The organism is Pantoea sp. CCBC3-3-1, assembly GCF_007981265.1.
GTDB lineage: Bacteria > Pseudomonadota > Gammaproteobacteria > Enterobacterales > Enterobacteriaceae > Erwinia.
Genome location: NZ_CP034363.1, coordinates 452,829 through 466,732 on the forward strand (window position 1 = coordinate 452,829; position 13,904 = coordinate 466,732).

15 protein-coding genes, 1 pseudogene and 1 riboswitch are annotated in these 13,904 nt (G+C 54.2%); of the genes and pseudogenes, 5 read left to right on the forward strand and 11 right to left on the reverse strand.

Annotation, left to right across the window (positions count from 1 at the left end):
• Positions 1-11: 11 nt before the first annotated feature.
• A complete protein-coding gene (locus EHV07_RS01905; RefSeq protein ID WP_147194361.1) occupies positions 12-413 on the forward strand; it encodes a VOC family protein in 402 nt (133 codons plus the stop codon).
• A gap of 167 nt (positions 414-580) precedes the next feature.
• On the opposite strand, the gene crcB is transcribed toward EHV07_RS01905, so the two are convergent.
• From crcB to EHV07_RS01945, 8 genes are all read right to left on the reverse strand, one after another.
• Positions 581-955 (reverse strand): fluoride efflux transporter CrcB, encoded by a 375-nt coding sequence (crcB, locus tag EHV07_RS01910; RefSeq protein ID WP_010260804.1) that lies wholly within the window; start codon positions 953-955, stop codon positions 581-583.
• Positions 956-957: 2 nt separating this feature from the next.
• Positions 958-1,665, reverse strand: coding sequence for a 2,3-diphosphoglycerate-dependent phosphoglycerate mutase (locus EHV07_RS01915; protein WP_085016765.1), 708 nt, complete (start codon positions 1,663-1,665; stop codon positions 958-960).
• Positions 1,666-1,708: 43 nt separating this feature from the next.
• The gene (eno, locus tag EHV07_RS01920) at positions 1,709-2,998 is read right to left on the reverse strand and encodes a phosphopyruvate hydratase (RefSeq protein ID WP_085016766.1); all 1,290 of its coding nucleotides are present in this window, start codon (positions 2,996-2,998) and stop codon (positions 1,709-1,711) included.
• Positions 2,999-3,013: 15 nt separating this feature from the next.
• Positions 3,014-3,439 carry a universal stress protein gene (locus EHV07_RS01925; protein WP_085016767.1) on the reverse strand — a complete coding sequence of 142 codons (426 nt, stop codon included), beginning with the start codon at positions 3,437-3,439 and terminating at the stop codon, positions 3,014-3,016.
• On the reverse strand, positions 3,436-4,344 hold the full coding sequence (locus EHV07_RS01930; protein ID WP_085016768.1) for a DHHA2 domain-containing protein: 909 nt from the start codon (positions 4,342-4,344) through the stop codon (positions 3,436-3,438). The genes EHV07_RS01925 and EHV07_RS01930 overlap by 4 nt, the downstream gene beginning before the upstream one ends.
• Before the next feature lie 78 nt (positions 4,345-4,422).
• Positions 4,423-4,492: riboswitch (Fluoride riboswitch) on the reverse strand.
• A 49-nt stretch (positions 4,493-4,541) separates the two neighbouring features.
• Positions 4,542-5,141 carry a uracil-DNA glycosylase family protein gene (locus tag EHV07_RS01935; protein ID WP_147194364.1) on the reverse strand — a complete coding sequence of 200 codons (600 nt, stop codon included), beginning with the start codon at positions 5,139-5,141 and terminating at the stop codon, positions 4,542-4,544.
• A complete protein-coding gene (locus tag EHV07_RS01940) occupies positions 5,138-6,298 on the reverse strand; it encodes a TDT family transporter (RefSeq protein ID WP_085016770.1) in 1,161 nt (386 codons plus the stop codon). Before EHV07_RS01940 ends, EHV07_RS01935 begins: the two co-directional genes overlap by 4 nt.
• A 152-nt stretch (positions 6,299-6,450) precedes the next feature.
• Positions 6,451-7,449 carry a YncE family protein gene (locus EHV07_RS01945; RefSeq protein WP_085016771.1) on the reverse strand — a complete coding sequence of 333 codons (999 nt, stop codon included), beginning with the start codon at positions 7,447-7,449 and terminating at the stop codon, positions 6,451-6,453.
• Between the two features lie 268 nt (positions 7,450-7,717).
• Here EHV07_RS01945 and umuC point away from each other — a divergent pair, with 268 nt between their 5' ends.
• The 4 genes from umuC to EHV07_RS01965 all read left to right on the forward strand — a co-directional run bounded on the left by umuC (position 7,718) and on the right by EHV07_RS01965 (position 11,983).
• The gene (gene umuC, locus EHV07_RS01950; RefSeq protein ID WP_254446297.1) at positions 7,718-8,737 is read left to right on the forward strand and encodes a translesion error-prone DNA polymerase V subunit UmuC; all 1,020 of its coding nucleotides are present in this window, start codon (positions 7,718-7,720) and stop codon (positions 8,735-8,737) included.
• Between the two features lie 117 nt (positions 8,738-8,854).
• The gene (locus EHV07_RS01955; RefSeq protein ID WP_147194369.1) at positions 8,855-9,400 is read left to right on the forward strand and encodes a hypothetical protein; all 546 of its coding nucleotides are present in this window, start codon (positions 8,855-8,857) and stop codon (positions 9,398-9,400) included.
• Between the two features lie 7 nt (positions 9,401-9,407).
• Entirely contained in the window at positions 9,408-10,154 is a 747-nt protein-coding gene (locus tag EHV07_RS01960) for a hypothetical protein (protein ID WP_147194372.1), read from the forward strand.
• 929 nt (positions 10,155-11,083) lie between these two features.
• Positions 11,084-11,983 carry an integrase domain-containing protein gene (locus EHV07_RS01965; RefSeq protein ID WP_147194375.1) on the forward strand — a complete coding sequence of 300 codons (900 nt, stop codon included), beginning with the start codon at positions 11,084-11,086 and terminating at the stop codon, positions 11,981-11,983.
• 71 nt (positions 11,984-12,054) lie between these two features.
• Here the strand turns inward: EHV07_RS01965 and EHV07_RS24805 are convergent.
• The 3 genes and pseudogenes from EHV07_RS24805 to EHV07_RS01980 all read right to left on the reverse strand — a co-directional run.
• Positions 12,055-12,168, reverse strand: a pseudogene (locus EHV07_RS24805) (helix-turn-helix domain-containing protein); the annotation flags it as partial.
• Between the two features lie 108 nt (positions 12,169-12,276).
• Positions 12,277-12,846, reverse strand: coding sequence for a hypothetical protein (locus tag EHV07_RS01975; RefSeq protein WP_228744749.1), 570 nt, complete (start codon positions 12,844-12,846; stop codon positions 12,277-12,279).
• A 15-nt stretch (positions 12,847-12,861) separates the two neighbouring features.
• The gene (locus tag EHV07_RS01980; RefSeq protein WP_147194378.1) at positions 12,862-13,479 is read right to left on the reverse strand and encodes a recombinase family protein; all 618 of its coding nucleotides are present in this window, start codon (positions 13,477-13,479) and stop codon (positions 12,862-12,864) included.
• Positions 13,480-13,904: the final 425 nt, after the last annotated feature.

The window sequence follows — 13,904 nt, forward strand, 5'->3', positions numbered from 1 at the left end:
TGGAGCAGCAGATGAGAAAACAGAAGCGATGTATGGGGTATGTGGCTGTTGTGGTCGATGACTACGATCGTGCAATTGAGTATTACACCGATAAGCTGGGCTTTACCCTGATTGAGGACACGCCGCAGCCGGGTAAGCGCTGGGTCGTGGTGACGCCGGACCCTGACAGCGACTGTGCTATTCTTCTTGCCCGCGCGTCGAACGATCGGCAGGAAGGCTTTATCGGCAATCAGTGCGGCGGACGGGTTTTTCTGTTCCTGCAGACCGACAACTTCTGGCGCGACTACAATGCTATGAATGCAAAAGGCGTCCACTTCTGTCAGGAGCCGCGGGAGGAAGAATACGGAATGGTTGTCGTGTTTGAGGACATCTATGGCAATCGCTGGGACCTTTACCAGAACAGACAGACCTGAAACTCTGTCACGACAGTGCCCCGGATTTACGAGAAGCATTACAGGCGTAAACCCTGTCGGGTCAGGCCCGCAGAGAGCGCTTCTGAACAATATACTGAACTGTCTGACCTCAGTGCAGCGGTCGCTGCACTGAGGTCTCGCCTGGATTAAAGGCCGTACGGTCCGGGTTAACCACACAGCGTCATGATATAAAATCCGGCCGCCGTCATGGCCAGCGAACCCAGCACGTGTATCAGCACCGAGGCGGCTGCCCAGGCATAGCTGCCTGACTGCAGCAGGGCAAAAACCTCAGCTGAAAATGTGGAGAAGGTCGTCATTCCTCCACACAGCCCGGTGGTAATGAGCAGCCGCCAGGCCGGATCGAGGCCGGGATGGCGCAGAAAATACGCCAGGGCCGCCCCGATGATAAATCCACCCAGCAGGTTGACCAGCAGCGTCCCCGGCGGCAGGTCCGGAAAAAGCGCATTCAGGCGCGCGCCCAGCTGCCAGCGGATAACACACCCTAAAGCACCGCCGGTGATGACGGCAAAAAGCTGATTCACGTTCACTCCTTTTTTTTAATATTCAGAACATCACGGGACACGACCTGGGCGGCCGCATCCATCTGATATACGACCGGCACGCCGGTCGGGATGTGCAGCTGTGCCACGCTGTCGTAAGGCATGCCGTCCAGGAAGGCGGTCAGGGCGCGCAGCGTGTTGCCGTGCGCCACAACCAGAACGGAACTTCCGCAGCGTAACTGCGGTACCACAGCATGCTGCCAGTACGGCATGACGCGGCGCAGCGTCATTTCCAGGCTTTCCGTTGCAGGCAGGTCGGCCAGCGCAACGCGGCGGTAGCGCAGATCCCGACGCAGCTGCGCCGGAGCCTCCGCGTCCGCGGGCGGAATGCCGCTGAAGCTTTTGCGCCAGAGCCGGACAGTCTCTTCCCCCATTATCCGGGCAGCGTCGTCCTTGTTCAGCCCCTGCAGCGCCCCGTAGTGGCGCTCATTCAGTCGCCAGCTCTTTTCCACGGGCGTCCAGCTGCGGTCAAGACGGTCCAGCACCCGCCAGACCGTGTGAACGCAGCGTGTCATCACCGAGGTGAAGACCCGGTCGGGCATCAGGCCCGCTGCCCGCAACGCGTCACCGGCCCGGTCGGCCTCCTGCCGCCCCCTGACCGTCAGCGGCACGTCTGTCCATCCGGTAAAACGGTTTTCCCGGTTCCACTGGCTTTCGCCGTGACGCAAAAGGATCAGCGTTGCAGAGGCCACAGGCATTCCTTCTGTGCCGGACGGGGACCGTCCGGCGGATGTGCTACGTGCGGCGCACAAACGCATGAAGCCCCGCGTAGTGCGCATCGTCACCCAGCGCCTGCTCAATGCGCATCAGCTGGTTGTACTTTTCCACGCGTTCGCCGCGGCACGGCGCGCCGGTTTTCAGGTGTCCCGCGCGCAGGGCCACCGTCAGGTCGGCAAGGAACGTGTCCGTGGTTTCCCCGCTGCGGTGGGACATGAACGCGCCCCAGCCGTGCCGCTGGCAGAGCGCCACGGCGTCCAGCGTTTCGCTGAGCGAGCCTATCTGATTGAGTTTAATCAGTGCGGCGCTGGCGAGGTTTTCGTCAATGCCGCGCTGGATATACTTCACGTTGGTGACAAACAGGTCGTCACCAACCAGTTCGGCCCTGCCCGCAAGCTGCCGGTGCAAATGCTTCCAGCCCGCCCAGTCGTCCTCGGCCAGGCCGTCTTCCAGCAGGATGACGGGAAACTGGTCCATCAGCTCGCCGTAGTATGCCGTCATTTCCGCCGCGCTCAGCGCGCTGCCCTCGGTGCGCAGATGATATTTGCCGTCTGCGAAAAACTCACTTGAGGCAGGGTCCATGCAGATGCTGATGTCTTCTCCGGGCCGGTATCCGGCTTTCTCAATGGCCTGTACGATAAACGCCAGCGGGTCGCGGTTTGACGACACGGCGGGCGCAAAACCGCCTTCGTCGCCCACTGCCGCCGACAGGTTGTTGTCCAGCAGGATCTGGCGCAGCGCCTGGTAGACCTCGCTGCCCTGACGTACGGCCTCGCGCAGCGTGGGTGCGCCGTGCGGGGCTATCATGAACTCCTGAAAGTCCGCGCCCTGACCGCGGGCGTGCACGCCGCCGTTGATAATGTTCATGCACGGCACGGGCAGCAGGTTCGCCTGCAGGCCACCCAGGTAGCGCCACAGCGGCTCGTGGGAGGCCTGTGCCGCCAGCCGGGCCACCGCCAGCGACACGCCCAGAATGGCATTGGCACCCAGGCGACTCTTGTTCTCCGTGCCGTCCAGCGCCAGCATGATGTTGTCCAGCTGACGCTGTTCGCGCACGTCGCTGCCGCGCACGGCCTGGCAGATTTCCGTATTAACCGCCCTGACGGCATCCAGCACGCCTTTACCGCCAAAACGGTGTGCGTCACCGTCGCGGCGCTCTGCGGCCTCGCGCGAGCCGGTACTGGCCCCGGAAGGCACCGAGGCGCGCGCCATCATCCCGTCCGTAGTCCGGGCTTCAACTTCAACGGTGGGGTTGCCGCGCGAGTCAAGAATTTCACGGGCGGTTACGTTATCCAGTGTAAAGCGCATGGTGTTTCTCCCGGTTCAGTCAGTCAGGTGAGTGATAAGCACATCCACCGTAAGGTGGTTGATGTAGTCCGCCGAGCGGGAGGTGAGCATTCCCATAAAGCGGTTTCGGTGCCCGGCAAGCACGAGGTCCACGCCCAGCTCCGCGATGCACTTCTCCACGTCCTCAACGCGGCGCATGGTCACCAGCTCCCGAGTGTCTACCGTCTCAGGCACGGAGGCCGCCAGCTCACTCATAAACGCTTTGCCTTTCAGCACCTCCTCCGACACGACGTCGTCCATCAGGCTGTCAGACACGTAGTTCATCTCCCGGTAGTCGTCGCTGATGTGCGCCAGGGTGATTTTCATGCCGAGCGGCTGCGCCAGCGCGACCGCCCGTTTCAGCAGAAGAGTGCCGTCGTTTTTATCGTTCACAAGTATCAGTGCGTGGGTGTAGCAGGTCATAATGAACCTCCGTTCTGGTTAAGGCGGGACTCAAGCCACGGCAGAAGCTGCTTTTTGCGGCTGAGCATGCCCGGTACGGAGCAGGAGGCGACGTTAACGCTCTCCCGCCCGGCGAAGTAAAGCGTTGAGAACCCGGTACGAATGTCGGTCAGCATCAGCACCGCCAGGCCAGCTCCCGACTGGTCTGCCAGATACGCCAGTGCTGCGAGCAGGTCGTTCATCACGGGGGCAACCTGTGACGGTGAGCTGACCTCAATCTGGGCTATGCGCACGTCGGTGCCGGCAATGACGAAGGCCTTGAGGTCCCTGTCCAGCAGCTGCTGTGCGCTGAGGCCGCTGACGTCTGTTTTTGCGGTGAGGAGGTCACGGGCGAAGGCTCTGCGGTTTACGCCAGACAGTGCGCCCAGTTCGGTCGCCGAACGGATATCGTCTTCGGTGGTGGTCGGCGAGCGAAGATTCACGGTATCACTCAGGAGTGCGCCCAGCAGAAGCACGGCGAGCGTCGGGGGCAGCATGCGGCGCGCTTCTGCGTCCATCAGCAGCCAGAGCAGCGTGGCGCTGCTGCCAACCGGGCGAATATGTACCTCCGGCGGCAGTTGCGTTATCAGCCCGCCCAGCCGGTGGTGGTCAGTGATGCCCACGACGTTGCTCCGGAGCAGGTCGTCAGGCCCCTGTGCCGGTTCGGTGAAATCGACCAGCCAGACCCGTTCATCCTTTAGCGGAAAAGCGAGCAGCGGCGGCAGCGTGAGGCCGGCGGCGTCAAAGATAAAGCGGGTTTCCCGGTTAGCCTCGCCGAGACGCCATGCGCGGGCATCCATTCCGCGCCCGGTCAGCCAGTGTGCGGTGACGACGGTCGTGCAGATGGCGTCGCTGTCAGGATTAATGTGGCCAAAAACGTGTATCACAGGTCTCTCCCCATAGAGGGAAGTACGCAGGCCGGGAGGAAAGTAAGGACGGCCTGACGCACCTCCTGAAAATCAAGAGTCACATCAGGCGTCATCAGCTCCTGAACGGAGCGGTTGGGAAGGGTGGAACGCCATCACCCTGTACTGTGAGTATAGAGCCGGTTGCAAAACCTGTCAGTATTATTCCGGCGGCGCTCTCAGCCCGCCAGCGCAGTGCGTGCCTCGCGGAGCACCTGGCGGATGTTTTCCGGCACTGCCGGGCTTGTGCAAAGCGACAGCGGGCTGGGGTGAGGCATAGTCAGCACCGTGACGCCGGGGCGAAGGCAGCTGACCGTCCCGCGGGCCTGCGCCGCTACGGCACCGGCCAGCACCACCACGCGCAGCGCGGGCAGATACGCCAGCACGCCCTCAAGCCAGGCGCAGCCGCTGCGGATGTCCGCCGCTGAGGGCCGTTTCTGCGGCCCGTCACTGACCCAGGGCACCGTATTCCACAGCACGCTGTCCCGGCGCGCAATACCGGCCTCCGCCAGAAACCGCCCCAGATTCTGCTGGGCCGGCCCCGGGTTATCTCGCGAAACGAACCGGGGTGACGGGCTGCTGCGCGCCGGCGACTGCAGCAGGACAAGCAGTCCGGCCTCGGTCCCGCCGTCGGCCGGATCAAACCACGGCAGTTCCACGCCGGCCTGACGCTGCCCGCTGACCCAGCGATTCAGCGCGGCTACGTGCGGCGCGGTAATCGCCGCGAGGCGCTCCTCGCGCAGAAAGGGGTCCAGCAGCGACGTGCAGGTTTCACTCACGACTTCCGGTCCAGGCCTGCCAGGCAGGGGGAAACAAAGAGTTTCCCGCTCCATGCCCCGCGCACCGTCTTCACAGCGACAAGCAGCCACATGGCGGCCAGCATGACGACAAGAAGCGCGCCGAAGCCTTTAAAGAACGCCAGGTCAACGAGGGTGGACAGCTTCAGCGTGGCGACGGTGTACACGCCCAGCGGGAAGGTAAAGCCCCACCATCCCAGGTTGAACGGAATGCCTTCACGAAAGTATCGCACGGTTATCAGCGTGGCCAGCAGCATCCACCACAGGCCGCAGCCCCAGAAGAGAATGCCGGCAACGAACCCCACGCCCTGCGCGATGTGAGCGATTTCCGGCATGCCCGCCGCGGCAAACACCCCGGGCGCATCGCCGCCGATGACCAGCATACCGAGCGAACCGGTGCCAATCGGCCCCAGGGCCAGCCAGCTTGAGGCTGCCATGCTTTCGTGCGGCAGCTTGTGCAGGGCCATACGCAGCAGCAGGATGGCAAGGATGCTCAGCGCCACCGGTACGGAGTAAGCCCACAGCACGTAGCTGGTAATAATGATGCCGAGCTGCGCGTGGGTGTCGGCAATGTGCGGCGCCAGCAGGCCGCCGCTGACCGCCGCGACCTCGGCAGCCACAACCGGCAGTAACCAGACGGCCGTCATCTGGTCAATGCTGTGCTGCTGCCGGGTAAACATCATGTAAGGAATACACACGCCGCACAGCAGCGACATCGCCACGTCCAGCCACCACAGGGCGTGCGCCACCGGAATGACGTCTGCGCCCCACCGGGGAAGACCGAACGCCAGCAGGCCGTTGATGATGGTCGCCATGCCCATCGGGATGGTGCCGAAGAACATGGACACGGTTGAATGGCCGAAGATGCGCTTTGCCTCACCGAAGTACATGACCCAGCGGGCCAGATACATCACGGCAAAAACGCTGAACAGCAGGATGTTAAACATCCACAGCCCTTCCGCGACGAGGCGCAATCCCGGAACCGGCCAGGGGAACTGCGCCAGAGACAGCGACAGGATACCGGTTCCCATGGTGGCGGCGAACCAGTTTGGCGTGAACTGACGTATGGCCTCTTTCGGGCTGCTCAGCGCGCTCAGCGGGCGTGCTCCGTTATGCAGGGTAAATATTTTATCGTTCATGCCGGGATCTCCTGTGTAAACAGAAACAGTATAGGCATGCAGACGTAAATCTTTAAAACAGGTTATTCAGCTAAAATAAATCTGTAAAAGTGGTTTATCCTCCCTCACCCTGCGAAAGACTGTTACTGCACCGGAGTGAGGGAGGGACTGAATCAGGCCTTCGGCGGGCTTTTAATCGTGGCCGTGACGCGGTTCTGTTTCAGGTCAACCACCGAAATACTGAGGTCTTTATTCAGCACCCACGCGCGGGCACTGTCTTTACTGAAAACGATGGCCTGACGGGGCGCATCCAGTCCGGTAACAGTGGCGACCACCTTACCGGCGGCGGTATCAATAACGGAGAGGCTGTTGTCACCCAGGTTGCCGCTGTAAACATAGCGGTTATCCGGTGTCAGGGCGGCACCGTAAGGGTCCTGCCCCACGGGAATGGTTGCCGTAATGGCGCGCTTCTGCGTGTCAACCACTGCGATGGTGTTGCTCCCGCTGTTAGCCGCGTAAAGCGTGCGGCCGTCGGCGCTGACAGAAATGGCGCGCAGCTTGCTGAAGCCGGTTATCTCGCCGCGAATCTCACCCGTTACGGCGTCAACGAGGGTGATTTTATCGCCCTTAAAGTTGGTGACGTAGACGGTTTTGCCGTCCGGGCTGATTTTGATGCCCTGACGGGGCTGAGCAAAACCCGTCACAACCGAAACGGGCCGGTTGTGGGTCAGGTCATACACCGAGAGTGTGCTGGCGGCTTCGTTATTCACATACAGACGCTGACCGTCACGGCTGATGGCTGTACCGAATGCCCCGGCCCCCAGCGGCAGCGTGGTCTCCACGTCAAGCGTCCCGGTGCTGATTTTTCTGACCACGCCGAGGCTGCTGTCTGAAAGATATACAGCCTTCCCGTCGGGGGAGAAAAGCGCATTGCGGGGCGTGACGTATCCCTTCAGCACCTTTCTGACTTTGCCGTTAACCAGGTCGTAAACCACCACGTCAGGGCGCTCACTGTAGGAGGCCACCGCCGTTTTTTCATCGGGACTGACAGCAAGAGAATTGTTGTGGATATCGCCGTCAAACGTCCAGCGCGCCTCTGCGGCACCGGCGAGGGTGCTGATGAGAAGAAGCGCCACCGCGGTCAGTCCCGGGATCCTGTATTTTTTTATCATCATTTTTCCTGCATAGGGGGTGGTAAGGGATAAGACTCATTGCCCGCTTAAGGGCTTCAGAAGAAGCGTGGCAGATAACCCCCTCTCAGGGAAATCGATTTTCCGGCTATGTCTTACCAGTTCACTTCTTTATGCTCTGAGCGGAGGTAAACTGCAGCAATTTAAGGCTGAATAAGTGGGGCTCTGGATTTCAGTCCATGAGGAATAGTTGCTCATTTTTTTTGTTTAAATTGCATTCCACATAAATGCTGATATGTCAGACAGAGTGATGACTATTTTGCAGTTACTGACTCCGCGTGTGGAAATTTACAGTATCGACGAAGCTTTTTGTGATCTTACGGGTATGCGTAATCTGTTATCGCTTGAGGTGTTTGGCCATCAAATACGTGATCAGATTAAGCTAAGAACACATCTGACTGTGGGAGTGGGAATAGGCCCTACAAAAACGCTCGCCAAACTGGCTCAGTATGCAAGTAAGCGCTGGCCCGCAACGCGAGGTGTGGTAGATCTCAGTGACAGACAGCGTCAGCGTAAGTTAATGGCTTTAGTACCAGTTGAGGAGGTCTGGGGTATCGGACGGAAGCTGGGTAAAAAATTACAATTTATGGGCATTACCAATGCACTTCAGCTGGCTGAGCTGTCACCTTCATTCATTCGTAAACAGTTCTCAGTAGTTGTTGAGCGCACGGTCAGAGAGCTGAACGGCACTACTTGCCTCGGTTTAGAAGAATTTACTGCCCCAAAAGAACAAATCATATGCTCCCGATCTTTTGGAGAAAAACCGTCTGACGAAGTCAGCCTGCATCAGGCCATTTGCGCTCATGCTGAACGTGCAGCAGAAAAACTCCGTGCAGAGCATCAATTTTGTAAACGGGTAGCAGTTTTCATTAGTACCAGCCCTTTCTCAGAAAATGAGGTGTTTTATAAGAACCAGGCGGTAACAGAGCTTGCTGTACCCGCTCAGGATTCACGGGATATTATCAACGCGGCTATAAAGGCATTTGATACGATATTTCTCCCAGGGCACCGTTATCAACGTGCTGGCGTGATGCTCACTGATTTCCGAAGCGCTGCTGTATCTCAATTGACCCTTTTTGATAACTTTCAGCCCCATCGAAACAGCGAAGAGCTGATGACATTAATCGATAGCATTAATCACTCAGGTAAAGGTTCAGTCTGGTTTGCAGGGCAGGGCATTAAAAGTGATGCCACAGGCTGGAAGATGCGAAGAGAAAGACTTTCGCCTGCCTTTACAACCAGACTGGATGACATCATCAAGGTGAGGTAGTTCTATTAATGTGCTCAACCGTCAACCCCGAATTATTGACTTTCATTGAACAATGCGTCAGGGTTTTACGGCTTGTTACATTGCGCAAAAGTTATTAAATTATGGAGGAAAGTGAATATGAGGAGTGTCGGACTAGCCTTAATACTACCTGTTTTACTGACTGCCTGTAGTATGAGTGAGATAGCAGAAACAAATAAAAAAATTAGTGATGGTGCATCAGGGTTAATGGGCTCTTTAAGAGGGGATGGCTCAGATAATTCTTCTAAGGTCATGACTCCTCGTCAGTCAGAAAAAAAAGAATCCACTTCAAAAAGCTTCAAGATCCCTGTTGATGTTGATACGGCAGCGGCCAGAATAAAGCGAAAGTATAAGTTTTTATCCAACGATGAGTTAAGGTCGATCAGAGAAAGGAATAACGACGGCGAGTGGGTAGCTGGCGCAATAACTGACAGCCATCAGGAATGGGATTCAATGCCTGGCAGCTATTATAAAATGGGCTCCGACTGGGGTGATTATGATGATCACCTTACTATTGAGCTCGAAAAAAATGGTTCAGGGAGTCGTCTTTTTATAACATATAGCTCATCATCCCAAAAGAGACTGGCGAGTTCCGGATTGCAGGATTTAATAAAAAATATTAAAAGCTCTGCTGAAGGAAAATAATATCTATATGAGTGTGGATAAGGTGCGTCCACACTCAATATTTAATGGGTGGGCTATGTTTAATCTTTTATCATCTCTCAGAAAAAAGAAAGGATATCGTACTTTAGGATATAGTGACACACTGGACTATGTTGCTAACTTTGAGCATGCTTTAAAATTTACAAAAAAATTAGGATTTAACGAAGGCAAGATTAAAGATATAAATGAAAGGCCGCTTAATTATGAAAATATGATGGAGTATGTGTGCTTTGCAACGGGCTTGCGAGATTTCAAATCTTCCGCAGGACAATGTATTAAGTGGTGTCATTTTTTAAAGCCTTATTTTGAAGATGCCTTAGGTTGCAGAATATGGACAACTGTTGGGCAAATATGGAAAGGTGATCAAAGTATTTATAACCCATCATATGATGAGTTTGAAAAATGGTCCAGGAAGGGATTTCAGCATGAGGACTTTCTGGACAGACCAGCTTTAAATCTCCATGCGTGGTACACAACAGATACAGGTCATTTAATCGATATTTCTTATCTGAGTAGTATTGCTGGTTTTTATTCCGATTGTCATGAATTAGCAGGGGGCGTGTTGGTAGGTAAGCCTGATGAAATTTTCCCTGGTCATCAGTACGTACCCATGGTTCTGGGAGACAGAATAATTGAAAAAATTCAAAAAAATTCATTTATACCTTTTCTCGCTAATGAGATTGAAGAGCTAAAGTCAATTGCCATAGTGATTTATCCAGATCCTGATTATAAATAACGCAAGATAGTTGACGGTTATTTGAGCCATTGCTAATATCCACTTTGCTTAGAAGTCGCTACGGCGACCATCCAAAACCCCAGTAACCTGAGAGGGGTGCCTTCGGGCGGTTACCAGCTAATGCTTCAGCGGTCTGAGAGAAGCGCCTTCGGGTGACTGCCAGCTAAAGTCCCGAAAACCTGAGAGGGACGCCTTTGGGCGGGAAACCCGTTTAACCTTTGAAAACGGGAACCATAATCTGGTCAAGGTTACCGGTTGAGAATGACCGGCTATCACATCAATGATTCACATCTTTATGATGATGAATTGTCTACAAAGGAGCTGAATCAGGCTCTGATCTTTCACTACGTTATGATTCTTTTCAGGGATACGCCCTGAGTTTCGTACGACTTTTGCATCGACGGATAAGGCCATTTGGTACATTTGGCCGCTTACGGCGTTGCATTAGGAGCACGAAGCTGCGCGGCGTCACTTGTGAAGTGGCGAAGACACTACCAAGTGACGCGCGCAGCGCATAACGTCTCAACCCACGTACGACGTGGTTTTCAACGTTTTACTACCATCTGACCAACATGTAGTCCGTGTTAGTACGGTATTAAACTCACTTTCACATCAACGTAAGCACGACGGGAGGCCGTCTGAACGTTCAACTATCAGTAAGGAGGAAATCGACTCGGTATCGATGGCGACACTACGAGCAGTAGTGTTGGAGGCAGCTTGACGTAAGTCAGCTCTGCATATGCAGCAAACAGATCAGAGATCTGGGGTGCCTCGCAAGAACTCAACAATTCGCCGCCCCGATGCACAGATACCAGTCGAGACGCATGAAGCGCAAAAGCAACCGTGTCGTCGGGGAATGAATTGCTGGTCTACAGATCCGTCTGCTTCTCTATAAGCAGAGGGACGTGTATGCCTTTGGAGATATTGAAATGTCCAGATTCAGTAAACAGCTGTGCAAACAACTGGTCACTCTTGCTCGCCAGGGGCGGGGAAGTTATAAAACGGTGGCTGACCGCTCACGAATTGCAGAACGGTTTTCTGAACGACTTTCTGAACTGAATATCCAGATCAGGGACGTAAAACATATAAAAACGTCCCATATAGAAAAGTATATAGAGAGCAGAAAGGCTGACAATCTTTCTCTAAGGACGTTACAAAATGAGATGTCTGCTATCCGCTCTGTTTTATTATCAGCAGGAAGAAATAAACTGGCCGATCCCAATCATACGAGTCTGAGTAATCAGGCGCTGGGAATTTCAGGTGCTAACCGGGACGGAACTAAACTCCCTATTACAGATGAAAAACTTAACGCAGTTGTAAATTTTGCTCTTAAAAAAGATGAAGGTGTTGCGCTTGCGGTACAACTTTCCAGATACCTTGGGTTGAGGACAGAAGAAACTGTGCAGTCCGCAAAGTCTTTAAAAACATGGAAGCAGTCATTGATTAACAATAATGAGCGTGTTCGTGTTGTTTTCGGGACGAAAGGCGGGAGGCCGAGAGAGACAACGGTTTTTAATCGTGAAAAGGTTTTATCAATTCTTGATAAGGCAATTCATTATGTCAGTGAGCATAACGGAAAACTGATTGATAAACCTTCTCTGCATACCGCAATAGACCGATACCGAAATATTGTACGAGAGGCAGGGATGAATGGTAAAAATGCACCGCACAGTTTACGTTACGCTTATTCATGTGATGCTGTAAATCATCATATTAAAAATGGAATGAGCCGCGACGAAGCTGAAGCATTAGTCTCGATGGATTTAGGGCATGGTGATGGCCGGGGGCGGTATATCAAACAGGTTTATTTTCGTGAGGAAACGGAATAGACGTTTTTACACATTACTTCAGGACGTAACGCCACAGCACAATCAGGGCTGTGGCTTATTAAAAACTAATCTTAATCCTTACATGCTCTGATAACTGTCATGCGAGATACGCCAGCGAGTCTTGCCGTTTCGTTTATTGACTTTCCATTTTCCTTACGAAGCGTTCTAATTAATTCAAAATTTTCTTTATCTGCCAGCCTGGTTATATGAGTAAGGGACATATTGTTTCCCGTCGAAATGCAGGACCAGGTCACGTTCAATGCGGCGCAGTGAGACTTCATTCATATAAGCTCTTAACTTAGATCTCTGTGGTATGGCTCTTCAAAATTTTGTAACAGATAGGAGACTGACAGTGGTTCAGTGTTGCGTGCACCCGCACCTCTGTACAGGAGGCGCGCGCATGTTTCTGAAAAAACACTTACCGGAAAATGTTCGGCGCCATTGGCCAGCAGCCAGATTGTCCTGGTAATACCGTCCGTAAAGCCCACGCTCAGCGCAGGAAGACCCTTTTCTGTAATATAATTAGCACCACACCAGGCAAGAGAAACCGGGTTAGAAATTCCGTCAGAAAACCCCTTCTCTGCGTGCAGGAATTTATAATCCTGCCTCCATACTGATTCATCGCCTGTAGCAAGATGATGCTCCTGGCCTGAACGCGCCCATGCGTCCAGGAACTGACGTTTACGGACGATGACAACCCATTTATCAGATTCAGGGTGCAGGTGCATTTTCATCCACGCTTTTTCGCCGTCACGGATGCTTACCGCGAAGGTGCATATCCTGGTGCCAAACTCACGCCCCATATGGTGTATGCCGCATGAGTCAAAAAGCTGGTCCCTGCGGCTGTCGGTTATACGATTCATTTTCTTCCTCCTGCTCTACTCAGCCACCCTGCAGACGCGTATGACGGTGGCCCTGGACACACCGGCAAGCCGTGCTGTTTCGTTAAGTGACTTTCCCTGTGAAAGTCGCAGGGTTCTGATCAATTCGTGCTTTTCAGGGTTGGCCACCCTGCCCCTGAATTTCCCCTCAGCTTTTGCCCTGCTGATGCCTTCAGACTGACGACGCCGGCGGTCCTCGTAATCCTTGCGGGATATTGCGGCCAGCATGTCGAGCATCATGCCGTTGATTGCCTTCAGCATGCTGCCGGTGAAGGCGTCAGTAACGGCGCTGCTGAGAGCCATATGGCTTGTCGGTAAATCGAGACTGACGACTGACAGCTGCTTGTCAGCAATCTGCTTGCGCAGGGTTTCCCAGCCGGCATCATCAAGACGTGAAAGGCGGTCGACCTGCTCAATGAGGATAATATCGCCAGGTTCGGCGTCATCAAGAAGGCGAAGCAGTTCTGGCCGGTTAATTGTTGTGCCGGACTGGTTCTCGATATACCACCCGGCCACGCGTTGATTATGGCTCTGAGCGAATTCCCTGATAGCCTTTTTGGCACGGGAGGCGTCCTGCCCAGCGGTGGAGGCCCGAAGATACCCAAAGACGTACATTTTTCACCCCAGATGTGTCATTTAGATGGTCGCAGGCTAGATGGTATCATATAGGTGGTAATAAAATATGTTTTTGAGTAGGTTTAATGTGGTTTCTCTGGGGTACACTCTAAAGATACAACGGGGGCATGCTGCAAACTCTCAAAGTTATAGCAAGTGCATTTCATCAAAAGACAATTCTTCATTAGCATATAGCAGGCCTTCCACGCCGTATGTCTGTCCAATGTGTGCTAGAAGTGGACGTTTCACATCTTCATTAATGTAGTTTAATTAGTGCGCTACGACAGTTTTGCGTGGCGTTCTTGCAGGGAATTGAATCCGCTACAGAGCCGGACTCTATTCTGTTAAACTTACTGTCAAAAATTCCCAAAAAAATGCAGGATAGGACATGATTTCACTGCACACTGGTAGCTGCTGGGCGGCCA

What these genes read in the sequence shown, in the direction of transcription:
- EHV07_RS01925 (WP_085016767.1), bottom strand. Translation starts at nt 3,439, where the DNA reads ATGACCTGCTACACCCACGCACTGATACTTGTGAACGATAAAAACGAC.
- EHV07_RS01975 (WP_228744749.1), bottom strand. Translation starts at nt 12,846, where the DNA reads ATGAATCGTATAACCGACAGCCGCAGGGACCAGCTTTTTGACTCATGC.
- EHV07_RS01945 (WP_085016771.1), bottom strand. Translation starts at nt 7,449, where the DNA reads ATGATAAAAAAATACAGGATCCCGGGACTGACCGCGGTGGCGCTTCTT.
- EHV07_RS01960 (WP_147194372.1), top strand. Translation starts at nt 9,408, where the DNA reads ATGAGTGTGGATAAGGTGCGTCCACACTCAATATTTAATGGGTGGGCT.
- EHV07_RS01965 (WP_147194375.1), top strand. Translation starts at nt 11,084, where the DNA reads ATGTCCAGATTCAGTAAACAGCTGTGCAAACAACTGGTCACTCTTGCT.
- EHV07_RS01940 (WP_085016770.1), bottom strand. Translation starts at nt 6,298, where the DNA reads ATGAACGATAAAATATTTACCCTGCATAACGGAGCACGCCCGCTGAGC.
- umuC (WP_254446297.1), top strand. Translation starts at nt 7,718, where the DNA reads ATGACTATTTTGCAGTTACTGACTCCGCGTGTGGAAATTTACAGTATC.
- EHV07_RS01980 (WP_147194378.1), bottom strand. Translation starts at nt 13,479, where the DNA reads ATGTACGTCTTTGGGTATCTTCGGGCCTCCACCGCTGGGCAGGACGCC.
- EHV07_RS01905 (WP_147194361.1), top strand. Translation starts at nt 12, where the DNA reads ATGAGAAAACAGAAGCGATGTATGGGGTATGTGGCTGTTGTGGTCGAT.
- EHV07_RS01955 (WP_147194369.1), top strand. Translation starts at nt 8,855, where the DNA reads ATGAGGAGTGTCGGACTAGCCTTAATACTACCTGTTTTACTGACTGCC.
- eno (WP_085016766.1), bottom strand. Translation starts at nt 2,998, where the DNA reads ATGCGCTTTACACTGGATAACGTAACCGCCCGTGAAATTCTTGACTCG.